Origin of the sequence: Streptomyces albidochromogenes (assembly GCF_005981925.1) — a bacterium.
In the GTDB taxonomy this organism is placed as follows: domain Bacteria; phylum Actinomycetota; class Actinomycetes; order Streptomycetales; family Streptomycetaceae; genus Streptomyces; species Streptomyces albidochromogenes.
On the sequence record NZ_VBVX01000103.1, the window covers coordinates 1 to 20,411 of the forward strand.

Genomic DNA, 20,411 nt, shown 5'->3' on the forward strand with positions numbered 1-20,411 from the left:
CCGCCTGGGCCGCCTTCAGCGCGGCGGCGAGCGCCGCCCCGCTCCCCGGCGGCACCCGCAGCAGCGCGCGCTCCCACACCTCGCCGACCGGCGGATCCCCGGGCCGGCGGGGACGGCCGGGCTCCGCGACGGGCAGCGCCACCGGGCCGAGGACCTCGGCGTCGGCCGGCAGTTCGGCCGCCGCCAGGAACGCGGTGACCGCCTCCGGCCGGCCGCTCACCGCCGCCATCCGCGACACCGGCGGGAAGCCCAGCTCCGCCCGCTCCGCCAGCTCCCGCTGCGCGTGCCCCACCGGGTCCCACCGCACCAGCGCCTGCACCGGCCGCAGCGACGGCTCGGCGACCACGACCACCGTGCCGCCCTCCGCCTGCCCCCTGACCAGGGCCGACGCGCTGATCCAGCGGCGCAGCGCCTCCTCCCCCGCCCGCAGGTCGGGACGGCCGAGCATCGCCCAGCCGTCGAGCAGCAGCGCCGCCGCGTAACCGCCCTCGGCCACCGGCTCGGCCCCCGGCGTACTCACCACGAGCGCGGGCGCCCCCGGCACGCTCTCCAGCACGTGATCGCGCCCGGACGTGCGCACCGGCACGGCCGGGAACGCCCGCCCCAGCTCCTCCGCCGTGCGCCGCGCCCCCACGACCCGCGCCCGCAGCCGCACGCTCCCGCACTCGCCGCAGCGCCACCCGGCCGCGTCCCGGCCGCACCACCCGCAGTGCAGTTCCCGCTGGTCGGCCGCTTCGAGGGGTCCCGCGCAGTGGCCGCACCGCGCGGGCGTACGGCACCGCTCGCAGGCCAGGCCCGGTACGTACCCGCGCCGGGGCACCTGCACCAGCACCGGACCGGACCTCAGCCCGTCCCGCACGGTCTGCCACGCCAGGCTGGGCAGCCGGGCCGCCCGGGCGGCCCCGTCCCGGGCCACCTCCTCGTCGCCGACGGTACGGATCAGCGGTGCGGCGGCCCGCACGTGCTCGCGGTGCGCCCGCAGCGGCGCGGCCCACTGGCTCTCGACGAGCTGGGCCGCCTCCACCGTGCAGCTCGTGGCCCCCAGCAGGAATCCGCACCTGCTGTGCTGCGCCCGCAGCTCCAGCACCTCCCGTACGTGCGGGAACGGCGCGTGGTCGTCGCTGTGGCTGGAGTCCCCGTCGTCCCACACCGCCACGAGCCCCAGGTCCGTGACCGGGGCGAACATCGCGGCCCGCGTGCCGATCACCGCCCGCACCGACCCCCGCCGCGCGGCCAGCCACTGCCGGTACCGCTTCTGCGGCCCGGCGTCGGCGGTCAGCAGCGTGTGGTGGCCCTTGCCCACCAGCGCGGTGAGGGCCGCGTCCACCCGGGCCGCGCTCCGCCCGTCCGGCAGCACGACCAGCGCGCCCCGGCCGGACGCGAGCGTCGCCACCACGGCGCGGGCCAGCTCCTCGGGCCAGTGCGGCCCGGGCAGCGCGTTCCACACGGCGCGCGGCGCTCCGCCCGCCGCCAGCTCCCGCAGGAACGCGGGCCCGTGCGCGTACCGCTCCCAGGTCCCGGCCTGCGGCGCGCCGGGCGGCGGCAGCGGCTCAGGCGAGGGCTTCGCCTCGGCCGGTCCGTTCCTCGGCGGAACGGCCAGCTGGAGCACGTCGGCGAGGCTGCCCGCGTACCGGTCGGCGATCGCCCGCGCCAGGGCGAGCAGCTCGGGGCTGAGCACCGGCTCGGGAGACACCACGTAGGCGAGCGCCGCGAGCGGCCCGGCGTAGTCGGACTCGGCCCGCCGCTCGATCAGGAACCCGTCGATCATCCCGCCGCCCTCACGGCGGCCGTCGCGCACCTGGTGCGCCCCGGCGCCGAACCGGACCCGGACCCGCACCCCCGGCTGGGCGACGGCGTCCAGCTCCTGGGTCACGGCGTAGTCGAAGTACTTGTCGAGGTGCAGCACTCCCTTGTCGACCAGCACCCGCGCGACGGGCAGCTCCTTGGCCAGCGGCGCGCCGCGCCAGGTCCTCGGCTTGGCCTTCGGGACCTTCGCCTTCCGCACGGTCTCCCGGATGAGCGCAAGCTGCTCCGGCGCCCCGCCCGCGGGCTCTTCGGGCCGCTCGTCGTTCCTGCTCACAGCCAAATTCCTACCAGACACCACTGACAGTGCGACCAGCGCGAAGGCCCCGGACCAGTGCGGTCCGGGGCCTTCGCGTGCGAACAGTGGGGCGGGGTCAGAGACCCGCCGCCGCGCGCAGGGCGTCCACGCGGTCCGTGCGCTCCCAGGTGAAGTCGGGAAGCTCACGGCCGAAGTGGCCGTACGCCGCCGTCTGGGCGTAGATCGGGCGGAGCAGGTCGAGGTCGCGGATGATCGCGGCCGGGCGGAGGTCGAAGACCTCGGCGATGGCGTTCTCGATCTTCTCGGTGGCGACGGTGGCGGTGCCGAAGGTCTCGACGAACAGGCCCACCGGCTCGGCCTTGCCGATCGCGTACGCGACCTGCACCTCGCAGCGCGCGGCAAGGCCCGCGGCCACCACGTTCTTGGCGACCCAGCGCATCGCGTACGCCGCCGAGCGGTCGACCTTGGACGGGTCCTTGCCGGAGAAGGCGCCGCCGCCGTGGCGGGCCATGCCGCCGTACGTGTCGATGATGATCTTGCGGCCGGTGAGGCCGGCGTCGCCCATCGGGCCGCCGATCTCGAAACGTCCGGTCGGGTTGACCAGCAGGCGGTAGCCCTCGGTGTCCAGCTTGATGCCGTCCTCGAGCAGCCCGCTCAGCACGTGCTCGACGACGAACTCGCGGATGTCGGGAGCGAGCAGCGAGTCGAGGTCGATGTCCGACGCGTGCTGGGAGGAGACGACGACCGTGTCGAGGCGGACGGCCTTGTCGCCGTCGTACTCGATGGTGACCTGGGTCTTGCCGTCTGGGCGCAGGTACGGGATCGTCCCGTTCTTGCGGACCTCGGACAGGCGCCGCGAGAGCTGGTGCGCCAGGTGGATCGGCAGCGGCATCAGCTCGGGCGTCTCGTCGCACGCGTAACCGAACATCAGGCCCTGGTCGCCCGCGCCCTGCTTGTCAAGCTCGTCCTCATCGCCCTCGACCCGCGTCTCGTACGCCGTGTCGACACCCTGCGCGATGTCGGGGGACTGCGCGCCGATGGACACCGACACGCCGCAGGAGGCGCCGTCGAAGCCCTTCTTCGAGGAGTCGTACCCGATGTCGAGGATCTTGTTGCGTACGAGCGTGGGAATGTCGGCGTAGGCCTTGGTCGTCACCTCGCCGGCGACGTGCACCAGGCCGGTGGTGATCAAGGTCTCCACGGCGACCCGGGAAGCCGGGTCCTCCCGCAGGAGCGCGTCGAGGATCGTGTCGCTGATCTGGTCAGCGATCTTGTCGGGGTGGCCCTCGGTCACGGACTCCGAGGTGAACAGGCGGCGGGACACATCGCTCCCTGGGGTTGCAGCGGCTGCTGGCTGAGCATTGATGGAACGGACCGGGAGCTGCGCCCGGCGTCGGTCCGGCACCAGTTTATCGGTCGCTTCCGGTCGGCGGACCACGCGTCTCGCTTCTTGGGAGCCCTGTGACCAGCGGCACTGCATTGTGCAGCACGGCCGGGGCCCTCCATCAGAGGGCGAAAGACCCGATTCCCGGCCGTTCGCGACACCGGGCGTGGCGCGCCGAGTATGGCGGGATTCAGCCGAGCCGACGTGTCACCAGGTCCCACACCGTGTCGGCGAGCGCCTCCTTGGGGCCGTACGGCACCGGGGTCTCGCCGCCGTCGGCGTCGAGGACGACGGCCTCGTTCTCCTCCGAGCCGAACGTCTTGCGCTCCCCCACCTCGTTGACGACCAGCAGGTCACAGCCCTTGCGGCGGAGCTTGTCCCGGCCGTTGGCCAGGACGTCGTCGGTCTCGGCGGCGAAGCCGACGACCACCTGCCCGGGCCGCCCGCGCCGCTCGGTGGCGAGCTCGGCGAGGATGTCCGGATTACGCACCAGCTCGACGGGGGCCGGCTCCTGGCCGTCCTTCTTCTTGATCTTTCCCGAGGCGTACGTCGCCGGCCGGAAGTCGGCCACCGCGGCTGCCATCACGACCACGTCGGCGTCCGCGGCCGCCTTCAGCACCGCCTCGCGCAGCTGGGTCGCCGTGCCGGCGCGGACCACGTCGGCGCCCGCCGGGTCCGGCAGCCCGGTGTTGGCCTCGACGAGCGTGACCCGGGCGCCGCGTGCGACGGCGGTGCGGGCCAGGGCGTATCCCTGCTTGCCCGAGGAGCGGTTGCCCAGGTAGCGGACCGGGTCGAGCGGTTCGCGCGTACCACCGGCGCTGATCACCACGTGCCGCCCCGCGAGGTCGGGCTCGGCCGCGCCCCGCGCGAGGACGCGCCGGCAGACCTCGAAGATCTCGTCCGGGTCGGGCAGCCGCCCCTTGCCGGTGTCGGCGCCGGTCAGCCGGCCGACGGCGGGCTCGATGACGACCGCGCCCCGGCGGCGCAGGGTGGCGACGTTCTCCTGGGTGGCCGGGTGCTCCCACATCTCGGTGTGCATGGCGGGAGCGAAGACCACCGGACACCGGGCCGTGAGCAGCGTGTTCGTGAGGAGGTCGTCGGCCAGCCCGTGGGCCGCCTTGGCCAGCATGTCGGCGGTGGCGGGGGCCACCACGACCAGGTCGGCGGCCTGCCCGATCCGTACGTGCGGCACCTCGTGGACCGCGTCCCACACCTCGGCCGAGACGGGGTTGCCGGAGAGCGCCGACCAGGTGGCGGCGCCCACGAAGTGGAGCGAGGAGTCGGTCGGCACGACCCGTACGTCGTGGCCGGATTCCGTCAGCTGGCGCAGCAGCTCGCACGCCTTGTACGCGGCGATGCCCCCGCTGACTCCCAGCACGACCTTCGGCTTGTCCACTGCGTCTCCCGCTTGCCCGGTTGTCCGACGGTTCACGTCCTATGACACACCACAGGCCCGGCAGTCTCGCTGCCGGGCCTGTGGTGGAAAAGATTCCTGCGCCTGCTGACTACTGAGCCGGGCCCTCGATGGCCTCGGAGGTCAGCAGACCCGCGTTGATCTCGCGCAGGGCGATCGAGAGCGGCTTCTCGTGGACGTGGGTGTCCACGAGAGGGCCGACGTACTCGAGCAGGCCCTCACCGAGCTGCGAGTAGTACGCGTTGATCTGACGCGCACGCTTCGCCGCGTAGATCACGAGGCTGTACTTCGAGTCAGTGGCCTCGAGCAGCTCGTCGATCGGCGGGTTGATGATGCCCTCGGGCGTGGAAATGGAAGAGGACACGCTCTACCTTCCGATAAGTGAACAGAGATCAAGCAACTTCCATCAAGGCTAGCAGCTCGCGCGCCACGTCCTCGACGGAGGTGTTGACCAGGGTGGTGTCGAACTCCGCCTCCGCGGCGAGTTCGATCTTCGCCGCCTCCAGACGGCGCTCGATCACATCGGGCGCCTCCGTACCGCGGCCGGTCAGCCTGCGGACCAGCTCGTCCCAGCTGGGCGGGGCCAGGAAGACCAGTTGAGCCTCGGGCATCGACTCGCGGACGAGCCGTGCGCCCTGGAGATCGATCTCCAGGAGCACGGGCTCACCCGCTTCGAGCCGGTCGGCCACGGCACGCCGGGGCGTGCCGTAACGGTTGCCGGCGAACTCGGCCCACTCCAGCAGCTCACCGTTGGCGACGAGCTTGTCGAACTCCTCGTCGCTCACGAAGAAGTACTGGACGCCGTGGCGCTCGCCGGGTCGCGGCTTGCGTGTGGTGGCCGACACCGAGAGCCAAACCTCGGGGTGGACCTTGCGCATATGGGCGACGACCGTGCTCTTGCCGACACCCGAGGGGCCGGAGAGCACGGTCAGCCGCGGACGTACGTCCGGGGGTACGGGGGTCGTCCCCCGGGATGTTGCAGCCATGGATGCGATTATCCAGGTTCTCGGGGGTGCCCGAGAACGTCAGGCGGCTCCGCCGCCGAACTCGCGCTCCAAAGAGGCGATCTGGTTGGAGCCGAGACCGCGCACACGACGGCTCTCGGAGATGCCGAGCCGCTCCATGATCTGCTTGGCACGGACCTTGCCGACGCCCGGCAGAGATTCGAGAAGGGCGGAGACCTTCATCTTGCCGACGACGTCATTCTCCTGTCCCTGCTTGATGACCTCGTGGAGCGAGGCGCCGGAGTGCTTGAGTCGATTCTTGACCTCGGCCCGCTCCCGGCGAGCCGCGGCGGCCTTTTCGAGCGCGGCTGCGCGCTGTTCAGGGGTAAGGGGCGGAAGAGCCACGCCTACGTCACCTCGGATGTCGAACTGTCGGATACGGACCGGTGAGGAACCACGTCGCCCCACACCAGGCGAGCAACGAACAGCAGGTCGCGAACGACGAGCTGCGCGTTTCTCTCGACGGAGACTAGCGGCCAGGACCGCTCCAGTCAGCGAGAAGCGGCGAAAAGTCCTGGTCAGCCTCTGTCGACTCGGGCATACCAGACATAACACCCCGCTTTTCGGTCAGGATTCCGTCAACACGGATCGCCTACCCGCCGTCAGGCCGCCGAGACAGCCGCTCTGACCTCGTCCGCGAAGCGAGAAGCGGACTCGCGCAGTCCGGCTACGTCGGGGCCGAAGCGCAGTACACCGCGGCTCACGCTCGGTACGACGTTGCCGACGGCCGACCCGAAGACGCCGGGCAGATCGGCGGGCGTCGCGCCCTGCGCGCCGATGCCCGGAGCCAGCAGCGGACCGTTGACGGCGAGGTCCACCCCCGCGTCGCCGAGCGTCGCGCCGACCACGGCGCCGACCGACCCGAGCGGCTCGGCGCCCTCGTTCTCGGCCGCCATGTGATCGAGCATGAGCTGGGCGAGCGAGCGCCCGCCGGCCACGGTGGCGCGCTGGACCTCGGCGCCCTCCGGGTTGGAGGTGAGCGCGAGGACGAACACGCCGCAGCCGTTGATCACGGCCGCGTCCAGCGCCGGACGCAGCGAGCCGAAGCCGAGGTACGGCGAGACGGTGACCGCGTCCGAGAAGAGCGGCGAGCCCCGGTGGAGGTACGTCTCGGCGTAAGCGCCCATGGTGGAGCCGATGTCGCCGCGCTTGGCGTCCATCAGCACCAGCGCGCCGGCCGCCCTGGCCTCCTCGACCGCCTTCTCCAGCACGGCGATGCCGCGCGAGCCGAAACGCTCGAAGAACGCCGACTGCGGCTTGAGCACGGCCACCCGGTCGGCCAGCGCCTCCACCACGGTGCGGGTGAACGCCTCCAGGCCCTTGACGTCGTCGTTCAGGCCCCAGGCGCTCAGCAGCGACGCGTGCGGGTCGATGCCGACGCACAGCGGGCCGCGGGTGTCCATGGCACGGCGCAGCCGGGCGCCGAAGGGCTCGACGGTCGGTTCGGTCGCGGCGCTCACTTGGCGGTCTCCCTGCTCTCGGCGCCGACCGCGTCGGCGAGGGTGGCGTACGGGCTGTTGGCGAGGCGTTCCGCGAGGCCCTGGTGGATGGCGCGGGCCCAGAACGGGCCCTCGTAGACGAAGGCGCTGTAGCCCTGGACGAGCGTGGCGCCCGCCAGGATGCGCTGCCAGGCGTCGTCGGCGTTCTCGATGCCGCCGACCCCGATCAGGGTGATCCGGTCGCCCACGCGGGCGTACAGGCGGCGCAGGACCTCCAGGGAGCGGGCCTTGACGGGCGCTCCGGACAGTCCGCCGGTCTCCTTGACCAGGGCCGGGTCGGACGTCAGGCCGAGGCCCTCGCGGGCGATGGTGGTGTTGGTGGCGATGATGCCGTCGAGGCCGAGCTCCAGCGCCAGGTCCGCCACGGCGTCGACGTCCTCGTCGGCCAGGTCGGGCGCGATCTTGACCAGCAGCGGTACCCGGCGGCCGGTGACCGTGCGGTCGGCGGCCTCGCGCACGGCGGTCAGCAGCGGGCGCAGCGACTCGGTGGCCTGGAGGTTGCGCAGGCCCGGGGTGTTCGGGGACGAGACGTTGACGACCAGGTAGTCGGCGTGGGCGGCGAGCCGCTCGGTGGAGGCGACGTAGTCGGCGACGGCCGCCTCCTCCGGGACGATCTTGGTCTTGCCGATGTTGACGCCGACGACCGTCTTGAAGACGGGGTTACGGGCCGCCAGGCGGGCCGCCACGGCCTCGGAGCCCTCGTTGTTGAACCCCATGCGGTTGATGAGCGCGCGGTCCTTCACGAGGCGGAAGAGACGCTTCTTGGGGTTGCCGGGCTGCGGCTGGGCGGTGACCGTACCGATCTCGATGTGGTCGAACCCGAGCATCGACATGCCGTCGATGGCGACCGCGTTCTTGTCGAAGCCGGCGGCGAGGCCGAACGGGCCGTGCATGCGCAGGCCGAGCGCCTCGGTGCGCAGCGAGGTGTGGCGAGGCGCGAGGACGGCGGCGACGAAGGTGCGCAGGACCGGGACGCGGGCGGCGATGCGGATCCAGCGGAAGGCCAGGTAGTGGGCCCGCTCGGCGTCCATGCGCTTGAAGACGAGGGTGAAGAAGAGTTTGTACACGGTGCGTTCCTCGGGAGGCTCGGGCTGCGGGCTGGGCTCATGAAGAGGGGGACACCGCGTCCGGTGTCCCCCTCCTGTGCCGCTAGACCTCGCGGGCCGCGGTCAGGTGTCGCGCGTGTTCCTGGAGGGAACGCACGCCCACGTCGCCGTGGGTGAGCGCGTCGATGCCCTGGACGGCGGCCGCGAGGGCCTGGACCGTCGTGAGGCACGGGACGCTGCGCGCCACGGCCGCCGTGCGGATCTCGTAGCCGTCGAGGCGGCCGCCCGTGCCGTACGGCGTGTTGACGATGAGGTCGACCTGGCCGTCGTGGATGAGCCGGACGATGGTCTTCTCCCCGTTCGGGCCCTCGCCCTCGCTCTGCTTGCGCACCACGGTGGCGTTGATGCCGTTGCGCCGGAGCACCTCGGCCGTGCCGGAGGTGGCGAGCAGCTCGAAGCCGTGGGCGACGAGCTCGCGCGCCGGGAAGATCATCGAGCGCTTGTCCCGGTTGGCGACCGAGATGAACGCCCGGCCCTTCGTCGGCAGCGGGCCGTACGCGCCGGCCTGCGACTTGGCGTACGCCGTGCCGAAGACCGAGTCGATGCCCATGACCTCACCGGTCGAGCGCATCTCCGGGCCGAGGACGGTGTCCACGCCGCGGCCCTGGATGTCGCGGAAGCGGCTCCACGGCATCACGGCCTCCTTGACGGAGATCGGCGCGTCGAGCGGCAGCGTGCCGCCGTCGCCGGTCTTCGGCAGCATGCCCTCCGCGCGGAGCTCGGCGATGGTCGCGCCCAGCGAGATGCGGGCGGCGGCCTTCGCCAGCGGCACGGCGGTCGCCTTGGAGGTGAAGGGGACGGTGCGCGAGGCGCGCGGGTTGGCTTCGAGGACGTAGAGGATGTCCCCGGCCATGGCGAACTGGATGTTGATCAGCCCGCGTACGCCGACGCCCTTGGCGATGGCCTCGGTGGAGATCCGCAGCCGCTTGATGTCGAAGCCGCCGAGGGTGATCGGGGGCAGCGCGCAGGCGGAGTCGCCGGAGTGGATGCCGGCTTCCTCGATGTGCTCCATGACGCCGCCGAGGTAGAGCTCGGTGCCGTCGTAGAGAGCGTCGACGTCGATCTCGATCGCGTCGTCGAGGAAGCGGTCGACGAGGACCGGGCGGGTGGGGCTGATCTCGGTGGACTCCGCGATGTACGAGGACAGGCGCGTCTCGTCGTACACGATCTCCATACCGCGTCCGCCGAGCACGTACGACGGGCGTACGAGGACCGGGTAGCCGATCTCGTCGGCGATGGCCTTGGCCTCGTCGAAGGTCGTCGCGGTGCCGTGCTTCGGGGCCGGGAGGCCGGCCTCGGCGAGCACGCGGCCGAACGCGCCGCGGTCCTCGGCGGCGTGGATGGCCTCGGGCGGGGTGCCGACGACCGGTACGCCGTTGTCCTTGAGCGCCTGGGCGAGGCCCAGCGGGGTCTGGCCGCCGAGCTGTACGACGACGCCCGCGATGGGGCCCGCGAGGGTCTCGGCGTGGACGATCTCCAGCACGTCCTCGAGCGTCAGCGGCTCGAAGTACAGGCGGTCGGAGGTGTCGTAGTCGGTGGAGACGGTCTCCGGATTGCAGTTGACCATCACGGTCTCGTAGCCCGCGTCGCTGAGCGCGAAGGAGGCGTGGACGCAGGAGTAGTCGAACTCGATGCCCTGGCCGATGCGGTTCGGGCCGGAGCCCAGGATGATCACGGCGGGCTTCTCACGCGGCGCGACCTCGGACTCCTGGTCGTACGAGGAGTAGAAGTACGGCGTCTTCGCGGCGAACTCGGCGGCGCAGGTGTCGACCGTCTTGTAGACCGGGCGGACGCCGAGCGCGTGCCGGACCTCGCGCACGACGTCCTCGCGCAGGCCGCGGATGCCGGCGATCTGGGCGTCGGAGAAGCCGTGGCGCTTGGCCTCGGCGAGCAGCTCGGGGTCGAGCCTCTCGGCGGCGGCGAGTTCGTCCGCGTGCTCCTTGATGAGGAACATCTGGTCGACGAACCACGGGTCGATCTTCGTGGCGTCGAAGACCTCCTCGGGGGTGGCGCCGGCCCGGATGGCCTGCATGACGGTGTTGATCCGGCCGTCCGTGGGGACCTTGGCGATCTCCAGGAGGTCGGCCTTGTCGCCCGGCTCGCCGGTGAAGGCGAACTGGCTGCCCTTCTTCTCCAGCGAGCGCAGCGCCTTCTGGAGGGCCTCGGTGAAGTTGCGGCCGATCGCCATGGCCTCGCCCACCGACTTCATGGTGGTGGTGAGGGTGGCGTCGGCGAGCGGGAACTTCTCGAACGCGAAGCGGGGCACCTTGACGACGACGTAGTCGAGCGTGGGCTCGAAGGACGCCGGGGTCTTCTCGGTGATGTCGTTCGGGATCTCGTCGAGCGTGTAGCCGACGGCGAGACGAGCGGCGATCTTCGCGATCGGGAAGCCGGTCGCCTTGGAGGCCAGCGCGGACGAACGCGAGACGCGCGGGTTCATCTCGATGACGATGATCCGGCCGTCGTCGGGGTTGACGGCGAACTGGATGTTGCAGCCGCCGGTGTCCACGCCGACCTCGCGGATGATCGCGATGCCGACGTCGCGCAGCCGCTGGTACTCGCGGTCGGTCAGCGTCATCGCCGGGGCGACGGTGATGGAGTCGCCGGTGTGCACGCCCATCGGGTCGAAGTTCTCGATGGAGCAGACGACCACGACGTTGTCGTTCTTGTCGCGCATCAGCTCCAGCTCGTACTCCTTCCAGCCGAGGATGGACTCCTCCAGGAGCACCTCGGTGGTCGGCGAGAGCGTGAGGCCCTGTCCGGCGATGCGCCGCAGCTCGTCCTCGTTGTGCGCGAAGCCGGAGCCGGCGCCGCCCATGGTGAAGGAGGGCCGTACGACGACGGGGTAGCCGCCGAGCGTCTCGACGCCCGCGAGGACGTCGTCCATGGAGTGGCAGATGACCGAGCGCGCGGACTCGCCGTAACCGATCTTGGCCTTGACTGCCTCGACGACGCCCTTGAAGAGGTCGCGGTCCTCGCCCTTGTTGATGGCCTCGACGTTGGCGCCGATGAGCTCGACGCCGTACTTCTCCAGCACTCCCTGCTCGTGCATGGAGATCGCGGTGTTGAGCGCGGTCTGGCCGCCGAGGGTCGGCAGGAGCGCGTCGGGGCGCTCCTTGGCGATGATCTTCTCGACGAACTCCGGGGTGATCGGCTCGACGTACGTGGCGTCGGCGATCTCCGGGTCGGTCATGATCGTCGCCGGGTTGGAGTTGACCAGGATGACGCGCAGGCCCTCAGCCTTGAGGACGCGGCAGGCCTGCGTTCCGGAGTAGTCGAACTCGGCGGCCTGGCCGATGACGATCGGACCGGAGCCGATGACCAGGACGGACTGGATATCGGTGCGCTTAGGCACGCTGGCCCTCCATGAGCTGTACGAAGCGGTCGAACAGGTACGCGGCGTCGTGCGGGCCCGCTGCTGCTTCGGGGTGGTACTGGACGCTGAACGCGGGCTGGTCGAGGAGCTGGAGGCCCTCGACCACGTCGTCGTTCAGGCAGACGTGGGACACCTCGGCGCGGCCGTACGGGGTCTCGGAAACCTTGTCGAGCGGGGCGTCGACGGCGAAGCCGTGGTTGTGCGCGGTGACCTCGACCTTGCCGGTCGTGCGGTCCTGCACGGGCTGATTGATGCCGCGGTGGCCGTACTTCAGCTTGTAGGTGCCGAAGCCGAGCGCCCGGCCGAGGATCTGGTTGCCGAAGCAGATGCCGAAGAGCGGCGTCCTGCGGTCCAGGACGGCCTTGACGACGGTGAGGTCGACAGTGGACGGGTCGCCGGGGCCGTTGGAGAGGAAGACTCCGTCGGGGGCGACGGCGTAGACCTGCTCGGCCGTGGCGGTGGCCGGCAGGACGTGGACCTCTATGCCGCGCTCGGCCATCCGGTGCGGGGTCATGCCCTTGATGCCGAGGTCGATCGCGGCGACGGTGAACTTCTTCTCGCCGATCGCGGGAACGACGTACGACGCGTCGGTGGAGACCTCGGCGGCGAGCGAGGCGCCCACCATCTGGGGGGCCTCCTGCACACGGGCGAGCAACGTCTGCTCGTCGGCGAGCGCCTCGCCGGAGAAGATGCCGACGCGCATCGCGCCGCGCTCGCGCAGGTGGCGGGTGAGGGCGCGGGTGTCGATGCCGCTGATGCCCACGATGCCCTGCTCGGTGAGCTGCTCGTCGAGGGAGCGGCTGGAGCGCCAGTTGGACGGGACGCGGGCGGGGTCGCGTACGACGTACCCGGCGACCCAGATCTTCTTCGACTCGTCGTCCTCGTCGTTCACGCCGGTGTTGCCGACGTGCGGGGCCGTCATGACGACGACCTGGCGGTGGTACGACGGGTCGGTGAGGGTCTCCTGGTAGCCGGTCATGCCGGTGTTGAACACCGCCTCGCCGAAGGTCTCCCCCACGGCCCCGTAGGCACGGCCGCGGAAGCTGCGGCCGTCCTCCAGGACGAGTACGGCGGGAGCCTTGGCGGCTCCCCGGGTGGAGATCGTCATCGTGCGGTGCCTTCCGTAGAAATTCGTGTCATGGAGTTGATCGCCTCGACCCAGGCCGTGTGCTCGGCCGCGCGGTCGGAGCGGAAGCCGGAGTCGATCAGCTTGTCGCCGTGCTGCCAGGTGACGACCAGCAGGCCGCCCTCGGCGAGGACCTTGCCGGCGATGCCCTTGTCGAGCCGCGCCTCGCGGAGCTGCCCGGCGGGTACGAAGAAGTCGGCCGCCCCGGGGCGTACGACGTCCAGCCCCGCGTCGGTCAGGACCAGCTCGGCGCGGCTGCGCGTGCCGAGGCCGTGGGCCACGATCCGGTCGAGCCACTGCCCGGCGGTAGTGGAGCCGTGGTACCGGCCGCTCATGCTCAGCTTCGCCTCACCCGGCGCCTCGGGCGCGGTGGGGAGTACCGGCACGTCGGACTGGAGGACGGCACGCCATTTCCAGCCCTGGCGCATCAGCCAGTACACGAGCGCGATGAAGAGCAGCAGCCCGACGACCCAGCCGATGCGGGCGGCCCAGTCGGTCACTTCGGCCGACTTGCGTTCCGCTGCGGCGGCCCCTGCGGCCAGTTGGATGAAAGGTGTCACGCCAGATTCCCGTCGACGACCGTTGCGCGGCCCCGCAGCCAGGTGTGGGTGACGCGTCCCGGCAGCTCACGGCCCTCGTAGGGGGTGTTGCGGCTGCGGGAGGCGAAGCCCGAGGGGTCCACGGCTCCACGGTATGCCGGATCGACCAGCGTGAGGTTGGCGGGCTCGCCTGCCGAGACGGGACGGCCATGGCCCTCCAGGCGTCCGATGGCCGCCGGGCGGAACGACATGCGGTCCGCGACGCCCGCCCAGTCGAGGAGGCCGCTGTCGACCATCGTCTGCTGTACGACGGACAGGGCGGTCTCCAGGCCCACCATGCCCATGGCGGCCGCGGCCCACTCGCAGTCCTTGTCCTCGTGCGGGTGCGGGGCGTGGTCGGTCGCGACGCAGTCGATGGTGCCGTCGGCGAGCGCCTCGCGCAGGGCCATGACGTCGGCCTCGGTGCGCAGCGGCGGGTTCACCTTGTAGACCGGGTTGTACGTGCGGACCAGCTCGTCGGTGAGCAGCAGGTGGTGCGGGGTGACCTCGGCGGTGACGTTCCAGCCCTTGGACTTGGCCCAGCGGACGATCTCCACCGAGCCGGCCGTGGACAGGTGGCAGATGTGCACGCGCGAGCCGACGTGGGCGGCGAGGAGGACGTCGCGGGCGATGATCGACTCCTCGGCGACGGCCGGCCAGCCGCCGAGGCCCAGCTCGGAGGAGACGACGCCCTCGTTCATCTGGGCGCCCTCGGTCAGGCGGGGCTCCTGGGCGTGCTGGGCGACGACGCCGTCGAAGGCCTTCACGTACTCCAGCGCGCGGCGCATGATCACGGCGTCGTCGACGCACTTGCCGTCGTCGGAGAAGACCTTCACTCCGGCGGCCGAGTCGTGCATGGCGCCGAGCTCGGCGAGCTTCTTGCCCTCCAGGCCGACGGTGACGGCGCCGACGGGCTGCACGTCGCAGTAGCCGGACTCCTTGCCGAGGCGCCATACCTGCTCGACGACGCCGGCGGTGTCGGCGACCGGGAAGGTGTTGGCCATGGCGTGCACGGCGGTGAAGCCGCCGACGGCGGCGGCCTTGGTGCCGGTCAGGACGGTCTCGGAGTCCTCACGGCCCGGCTCGCGCAGGTGGGTGTGCAGGTCGACGAGGCCCGGCAGGAGGATCTTGCCCCCGGCCTCGACGACGGTCGCGCCCTCGGCGCTCAGGCCGCTTCCGACCTCGGCGATGGTCTCGCCGTCGATCAGGACGTCCTGCGGCGCGCCGCCCAGTACCTTCGCACCGCGGATCAGGATCTTGCTCATCGTTACTTGTTCTCCTCGGTGCGTGCGGGGGCGGGGCTGGTGGCGGACGTGGCCTTCGAATCGAACACAGCGCCGCCCAGAAGCAGGTACAGGACGGCCATCCGGGTCGAGACGCCGTTGGCGACCTGCTCGACGGCCGTGCAGCGGTCGGAGTCGGCGACCTGCGCGGTGATCTCCATGCCGCGGTTCATCGGGCCGGGGTGCATGACGATGGCGTGCCCGGGCATCCGGGCCATCCGGTCGCCGTCCAGGCCGTAGCGCCGCGAGTACTCGCGCTCGGTCGGGAAGAAGGCGGCGTTCATCCGCTCGCGCTGCACACGCAGCATCATGACCGCGTCCGACTTCGGCAGCACCTCGTCGAGGTGGTACGCGACCTGGCACGGCCAGTGCTCGACGCCGATCGGGACCAGCGTGGGCGGCGCCACCAGGGTCACCTCGGCGCCGAGCGTGTGCAACAGGTGGACGTTGGAGCGCGCCACGCGGCTGTGCAGCACGTCGCCGACGATCGTGATCCGGCGGCCGTCGAGGTCGCGCCCTATGCCCGCGTCGGCGCCGACGAGCCTGCGGCGCATCGTGAAGGCGTCGAGCAGCGCCTGGGTCGGGTGCTCGTGCGTGCCGTCGCCCGCGTTGACGACCGCGCCGTCGATCCAGCCGGACGTCGCGAGCCGGTAGGGGGCTCCGGAGGCGTGGTGCCGGATGACGACGGCGTCGGCGCCCATCGCCTCCAGGGTCAGGGCGGTGTCCTTGAGCGACTCGCCCTTGGAGACGGACGAGCCCTTGGCGGAGAAGTTGATGACGTCGGCGGACAGGCGCTTGGCCGCGGCCTCGAAGGAGATGCGGGTGCGGGTCGAGTCCTCGAAGAAGAGGTTGACGACCGTGCGGCCGCGCAGGGTCGGCAGCTTCTTGATCGGCCGGTCCGCGACGCGGGCCATCTCCTCGGCGGTGTCGAGGATCAGTACGGCGTCGTCGCGGGTGAGGTCGGCGGCCGAGATGAGGTGACGCTTCATCTGGTGCTCCGTGGTGGGTGAGGGGCGCGTGTGGGGAGGCGGGCAGGAGGGCAGACCGGTGCGCGGCCCCGGGTGGTCCGGGTCCGTACGGGAATGCGCTACTGCTCGCCGGCCGGAGCGGTCTGCTGGAGGCCGAGCAGCACGGCGTCGCGGCCGTCCTCCTCGGAGAGCTGGACCTTGACCGTCTCCCGCAGCGACGTGGGGAGGTTCTTGCCGACGTAGTCGGCGCGGATCGGCAGTTCGCGGTGGCCCCGGTCGACGAGGACCGCGAGCTGCACGGCGCGCGGGCGGCCGATGTCGCCGAGCGCGTCGAGCGCGGCGCGGATCGTACGGCCGGAGAACAGCACGTCGTCGACGAGGACGACGAGCCGGTCCTCGATGCCGTCACCCGGGATCTCGGTGCGGGCGAGGGCCCGCGCGGGCCGCATGCGCAGGTCGTCGCGGTACATGGTGATGTCGAGGGAGCCGACCGGCACCTTCCGGCCGGTGATCTGTTCGAGCCTGGCGGCCAGCCGGCGGGCCAGGAAGACGCCGCGGGTGGGGATGCCGAGGAGCACCACGTCGTCCGCGCCCTTCGCGCGCTCGACGATCTCGTGGGCGATGCGGGTCAGTACCCGCTCGATGTCAGGGCCCTCGAGTACGGGGCGCGGGGCATCGGATTCAACCGTGTCCATTGGAAACGGACCTCCTTCTCCGCCTCACGGGACGGACCTTAAAGGACGTCGGAATTGCGTCACCACGGTACCAGCACTATTCGGCAACCCTTGCGAGACCCCACGAGTAGGCGGTCTGGCCCCATTCGGCTTGACGCACCCAAGTAACGCTGCGTAACCTCACAGTGAGTTACCAGTCTGCGTCCGGGGAGCCATATGTCCAGCGAATACGCAAAACAGCTCGGGGCCAAGCTCCGCGCCATCCGCACCCAGCAGGGCCTTTCCCTCCACGGTGTCGAGGAGAAGTCCCAGGGCCGCTGGAAGGCCGTCGTGGTGGGCTCGTACGAGCGCGGCGACCGCGCCGTGACCGTGCAGCGCCTCGCCGAGCTCGCGGACTTCTACGGCGTACCGGTGCAGGAGCTCCTGCCGGGCACGACGCCCGGCGGCGCCGCCGAGCCGCCGCCGAAGCTCCGCCTCGACCTCGAGCGCCTGGCCCACGTGCCGGCCGAGAAGGCGGGCCCGCTCCAGCGCTACGCCGCGACGATCCAGTCGCAGCGCGGCGACTACAACGGCAAGGTGCTGTCGATCCGCCAGGACGACCTGCGCACGCTCGCCGTCATCTACGACCAGTCGCCCTCGGTCCTGACCGAGCAGCTCATCAGCTGGGGTGTGCTCGACGCGGACGCGCGCCGCGCGGTCTCACACGACGACATCTAGGTCGAGCAGCGCCAGCAGAAACGTAACGCCGGGGCCGGCGGGAGCATTCGCTTCCGCCGGCCCCGGCGTTTTCCCGTCTCTTTCGCCGCTTTGCCCGCCCCGCTCCTCCTCAGGCCCCTGCCCGAGCACCGACCGGGCGGCAAAGACGAAAGGGCCCCCGGCTTGCCGTGAGGCGTGCCGGGGGCCCTTTCAGTCGTCCTTGGAGCCGGGCGGGGGCTATTCGCGCCGCAGATTCGGCTTGAGGTCCTTGAAACGGCCGAGGAGACCGTTCACGAAGGACGGTGAGTCGTCGGTGGAGAACTCCTTGGCGAGTTGCACCGCCTCGTCGATCACCACCGCGTCGGGCGTCTCGTCCATCCACACCAGCTCGTACGTGCCGAGCCGCAGGATGTTCCGGTCGACGACCGGCATCCTGTCGATCTCCCAGTCGACCGCGTACGTGGCCATGAGGTCCTCGATGCGGTCCGCGTACTGCGCGTACCCCTCGACGAGCTGCATCGTGTACTCGCTGACCGGCGGCTGACGGGTGTCGGTCCTGGCGTGCCGCATCCAGTCCGCGAGGACCGTCTGCACGGACTCACCGCGCTGGTCGGCCTCGAAGAGGATCTGGAAGGCGCGCTTGCGCGCCGTGTTCCGGGCAGCCACGGTTAGCTGTTCACCCGGCCGAGGTAATCGCTCGTGCGGGTGTCGACCTTGATCTTCTCACCGGTGGTGATGAAGAGCGGGACCTGGATCTCGTGGTCCGTCTCCAGCGTGGCCGGCTTGGTGCCGCCGGTGGAGCGGTCGCCCTGGACACCCGGGTCGGTGTGCTTGACGGTCAGCTCGACCGCGGCGGGCAGCTCGACGTACAGCACCTCGCCCTCGTGCTGGGCGACGGAGGCGGTGAAGCCCTCGATCAGGAAGTTGGCGGCGTCGCCGACGGACTTGCGGTCGACCATGAGCTGGTCGTACGTGTCCATGTCCATGAAGACGAAGTACTCGCCGTCCATGTACGAGAACTGCATGTCGCGGCGGTCAATGGTGGCCGTCTCGACCTTCACGCCGGCGTTGAAGGTCTTGTCGACCACCTTGCCGGAGAGCACGTTCTTGAGCTTGGTGCGCACGAAGGCAGGGCCCTTGCCGGGCTTGACGTGCTGGAACTCGACGACGGACCAGAGCTGGCCCCCGTCGAGCTTGAGCACCATGCCGTTCTTGAGGTCGTTCGTGGAAGCCACGGTTGCGGAATCTCCTGGACTGAAGGCTGGTGGGGCTGCTGTGACCTGGGGGGTCGCACGGTGGCGCTGGGCTACAGCGCGAGCAGCTCCTTGGTCGTGATGGTGAGTAGCTCGGGTCCGCCGTCCGCGTCGGGGCGTACGACGAGCGTGTCATCGATCCGGACACCGCCCCGGCCCGGGAGGTGGACCCCCGGTTCGACGGTGACCGGCACACAAGCGTCCAGTTTACCCATGGCCGCAGGTGCCAACTGCGGGTCCTCCTCGATTTCGAGCCCGACACCGTGCCCGGTCTTCGGCGCGAGCCCCTCGCCGTGGCCCGCGGCGGCGAGCACATGGCGTGCCGCGCGGTCGACTTCCCGGTACTCCGCACCCGGGACGAGCGCCTCCCGGCCCGCCCGCTGAGCGGCGAATACGACCTCGTACAGCTCGATCTGCCAGTCGGCGGGCGTCGTGCCGATGACGAAGGTACGGCCGATCTCGCACCGGTAGCCGCGGTAGTTGGCGCCGAGGCAGACCGAGAGGAAATCCCCCTCCTCCACACGTCGGTCCGAGGGCCGGTGCCGGCCCAGGCCCGCGTTCGGACCGGTGGCGACCGACGTGGGGAAGGCGGTCCCGTCCGCGCCGTGGTCGACCAGGCGGCGCTCCAGCTCCAGCGCGAGGTGCCGCTCGGTCCGGCCGACCAGGATCGATTCGAGCAGCTCTCCGAGCGCCTGGTCGGTGATCTCGGCCGCGATCCGCAGGGACGCGATCTCCTCCTCGTCCTTGACGATCCGCAGCTGTTCGACGGCGCCCGAGAGATCGCCCAGGCGCAGCCGGGGCGCGACCGAGCCGAGGGCCCGGTGCCGGGCGACGGTCAGGTGGGTCTCCTCGACGGCGAGCGACTCGGCGCCGGCCGCCGCGGCCGCGCGCGCCGCCGCGACGACGGTGTCGCCGCCGGGCTCGGGCAGCACGGTGATCCGCAGCTGCTCGTCGGGGCGGCCCTCCGCCGGGTCGGGCCCCGGCGTACCGGGGCAGATCAGGATGTCCTCGTCCGGCCCGAGCAGCAGTACGGCGCCGGGTGGCGCTCCGCCGGCGAGGTAGCGGACGTTGGCGGGACGGGAGACCAGCGAGGCGGCGCTGCCGGCAGCGGCACACCGGTCGCGCAGCCGTCCACGGCGGACCGCATACAGCTCTGACATGTTTCGAGCGTACGAGCGCGGCCCGCTTCCGGCCGGTTCAGCGCGTCCGACCGGGCGGCGCGGCGCGTACCGGGGCAGGGGCACGGCGGCTCTACCAGGCGGGCGGGCTGGCTATGGAGCGGGCGAGCACCTCGTCCAGGACGCGGGCGGTGGTCGGCACGTCGTACTGCGAGTTGTCGATGATCGGCAGCCCGGAGCCGTACCACCCGGCCATCCGGCCGTGGATCCGGGCGACTTCCTCGTCGGACAGGCGCCGGTTGCCGCTGCGCTGCGCGTTGCGCTCCAGCACGATCTCCAGGCCGGGGAGGATGACCACCGGCAGCAGCCCGGGCCCCACGTGCCGCTTCCAGCCGCCGAGCCCGACGACGGGGCGGTCCGGGAAGACCGCGTCGTCGACGATGCACGAGATGCCGTTGGCGAGGAAGTTGCGGGCGGCGAAGCCGCAGGTGCGGCGGGCCAGGCGGTACTGGGCCTCGGACTGATCGTTCCACCCGGACTGCGGGTCGGCGAACCCCGAGCACACCCATTCGCGTACGTCGTCGAGGCTGATGTGGGCGGTCGGCACCCGGCGGTGCTGCGCCCAGTGCCGGGCGACGGTCGTCTTGCCCGCGCCGGCGGGGCCGATGAGCAGCACCGCGAGCGTGGTGGTGCCGGTGTCCGTCGGCGCGGCGGCGTGCGGCGGCGCCGGGACGGGGACCGGGCCGCCCGGCGGCAGCTGCACGTGGCCGGTGATCTCCCGGCCCGGCGGCATGGAGGCGTGCTGGGCGTGCTGCTGGACGGGGCCGCTCCAGCCGGGAGGCGCGGGGGCCTGGGCCGGCGCCCCAGGCG

Annotated in this window: 19 protein-coding genes; 1 reads left to right on the forward strand and 18 read right to left on the reverse strand. The window is 71.5% G+C overall.

From position 1 onward, the window contains the following. The 14 genes from E2E34_RS15700 to pyrR form a co-directional block, all read right to left on the reverse strand. Nucleotides 1-2,080 (reverse strand): primosomal protein N' (locus E2E34_RS15700; protein WP_138902531.1); only part of this gene is annotated, 2,080 nt, incomplete at its 3' end. A gap of 97 nt (nucleotides 2,081-2,177) precedes the next feature. Continuing rightward, nucleotides 2,178-3,386 carry a methionine adenosyltransferase gene (metK, locus tag E2E34_RS15705; protein ID WP_138902532.1) on the reverse strand — a complete coding sequence of 403 codons (1,209 nt, stop codon included), beginning with the start codon at nucleotides 3,384-3,386 and terminating at the stop codon, nucleotides 2,178-2,180. Between the two features lie 250 nt (nucleotides 3,387-3,636). Next, nucleotides 3,637-4,842 (reverse strand): bifunctional phosphopantothenoylcysteine decarboxylase/phosphopantothenate--cysteine ligase CoaBC, encoded by a 1,206-nt coding sequence (gene coaBC, locus E2E34_RS15710; RefSeq protein WP_138902533.1) that lies wholly within the window; start codon nucleotides 4,840-4,842, stop codon nucleotides 3,637-3,639. 109 nt (nucleotides 4,843-4,951) lie between these two features. After that, nucleotides 4,952-5,224 (reverse strand): DNA-directed RNA polymerase subunit omega, encoded by a 273-nt coding sequence (gene rpoZ, locus E2E34_RS15715; RefSeq protein ID WP_028814064.1) that lies wholly within the window; start codon nucleotides 5,222-5,224, stop codon nucleotides 4,952-4,954. A 28-nt stretch (nucleotides 5,225-5,252) separates the two neighbouring features. Further along, nucleotides 5,253-5,846 carry a guanylate kinase gene (gene gmk / locus E2E34_RS15720; RefSeq protein ID WP_069929716.1) on the reverse strand — a complete coding sequence of 198 codons (594 nt, stop codon included), beginning with the start codon at nucleotides 5,844-5,846 and terminating at the stop codon, nucleotides 5,253-5,255. Nucleotides 5,847-5,885: 39 nt separating this feature from the next. Then, complete coding sequence (locus E2E34_RS15725) at nucleotides 5,886-6,209, reverse strand: integration host factor (protein ID WP_028814066.1); 324 nt, start codon at nucleotides 6,207-6,209, stop codon at nucleotides 5,886-5,888. Nucleotides 6,210-6,466: 257 nt separating this feature from the next. Continuing rightward, nucleotides 6,467-7,324: an orotidine-5'-phosphate decarboxylase gene (gene pyrF / locus E2E34_RS15730; RefSeq protein WP_279637890.1), complete on the reverse strand. Its 858-nt coding sequence runs from the start codon at nucleotides 7,322-7,324 to the stop codon at nucleotides 6,467-6,469. Next, complete coding sequence (locus tag E2E34_RS15735; RefSeq protein ID WP_138902534.1) at nucleotides 7,321-8,430, reverse strand: quinone-dependent dihydroorotate dehydrogenase; 1,110 nt, start codon at nucleotides 8,428-8,430, stop codon at nucleotides 7,321-7,323. The genes pyrF and E2E34_RS15735 overlap by 4 nt, the downstream gene beginning before the upstream one ends. Before the next feature lie 82 nt (nucleotides 8,431-8,512). Beyond that, entirely contained in the window at nucleotides 8,513-11,824 is a 3,312-nt protein-coding gene (carB, locus tag E2E34_RS15740; protein ID WP_138902535.1) for a carbamoyl-phosphate synthase large subunit, read from the reverse strand. Further along, nucleotides 11,817-12,953 (reverse strand): glutamine-hydrolyzing carbamoyl-phosphate synthase small subunit, encoded by a 1,137-nt coding sequence (gene carA, locus E2E34_RS15745; protein WP_138902536.1) that lies wholly within the window; start codon nucleotides 12,951-12,953, stop codon nucleotides 11,817-11,819. Before carA ends, carB begins: the two co-directional genes overlap by 8 nt. Next, on the reverse strand, nucleotides 12,950-13,531 hold the full coding sequence (locus E2E34_RS15750; protein ID WP_138902537.1) for a PH-like domain-containing protein: 582 nt from the start codon (nucleotides 13,529-13,531) through the stop codon (nucleotides 12,950-12,952). The genes carA and E2E34_RS15750 overlap by 4 nt, the downstream gene beginning before the upstream one ends. Then, nucleotides 13,528-14,814 (reverse strand): dihydroorotase, encoded by a 1,287-nt coding sequence (locus E2E34_RS15755; protein ID WP_138902538.1) that lies wholly within the window; start codon nucleotides 14,812-14,814, stop codon nucleotides 13,528-13,530. Before E2E34_RS15755 ends, E2E34_RS15750 begins: the two co-directional genes overlap by 4 nt. Before the next feature lie 2 nt (nucleotides 14,815-14,816). Then, on the reverse strand, nucleotides 14,817-15,821 hold the full coding sequence (locus E2E34_RS15760) for an aspartate carbamoyltransferase catalytic subunit (protein WP_138902539.1): 1,005 nt from the start codon (nucleotides 15,819-15,821) through the stop codon (nucleotides 14,817-14,819). Between the two features lie 98 nt (nucleotides 15,822-15,919). Next, nucleotides 15,920-16,495, reverse strand: coding sequence for a bifunctional pyr operon transcriptional regulator/uracil phosphoribosyltransferase PyrR (gene pyrR, locus E2E34_RS15765; RefSeq protein ID WP_138902540.1), 576 nt, complete (start codon nucleotides 16,493-16,495; stop codon nucleotides 15,920-15,922). A 195-nt stretch (nucleotides 16,496-16,690) separates the two neighbouring features. Between pyrR and bldD the strand changes: the two genes are divergently transcribed. Continuing rightward, nucleotides 16,691-17,191 carry a transcriptional regulator BldD gene (bldD, locus tag E2E34_RS15770; protein ID WP_138894954.1) on the forward strand — a complete coding sequence of 167 codons (501 nt, stop codon included), beginning with the start codon at nucleotides 16,691-16,693 and terminating at the stop codon, nucleotides 17,189-17,191. Between the two features lie 216 nt (nucleotides 17,192-17,407). Here bldD and nusB read toward each other — a convergent pair whose 3' ends face one another. From nusB to E2E34_RS15790, 4 genes are all read right to left on the reverse strand, one after another. Next, a complete protein-coding gene (gene nusB / locus E2E34_RS15775) occupies nucleotides 17,408-17,836 on the reverse strand; it encodes a transcription antitermination factor NusB (protein WP_069929707.1) in 429 nt (142 codons plus the stop codon). Nucleotides 17,837-17,838: 2 nt separating this feature from the next. Continuing rightward, complete coding sequence (gene efp / locus E2E34_RS15780; RefSeq protein ID WP_138894955.1) at nucleotides 17,839-18,405, reverse strand: elongation factor P; 567 nt, start codon at nucleotides 18,403-18,405, stop codon at nucleotides 17,839-17,841. 71 nt (nucleotides 18,406-18,476) lie between these two features. Next, nucleotides 18,477-19,583, reverse strand: a complete 1,107-nt coding sequence (locus E2E34_RS15785; protein ID WP_138902541.1) for an aminopeptidase P family protein — start codon at nucleotides 19,581-19,583, stop codon at nucleotides 18,477-18,479. A 91-nt stretch (nucleotides 19,584-19,674) separates the two neighbouring features. Beyond that, nucleotides 19,675-20,411 (reverse strand): AAA family ATPase (locus E2E34_RS15790; RefSeq protein WP_138902542.1); only part of this gene is annotated, 737 nt, incomplete at its 5' end.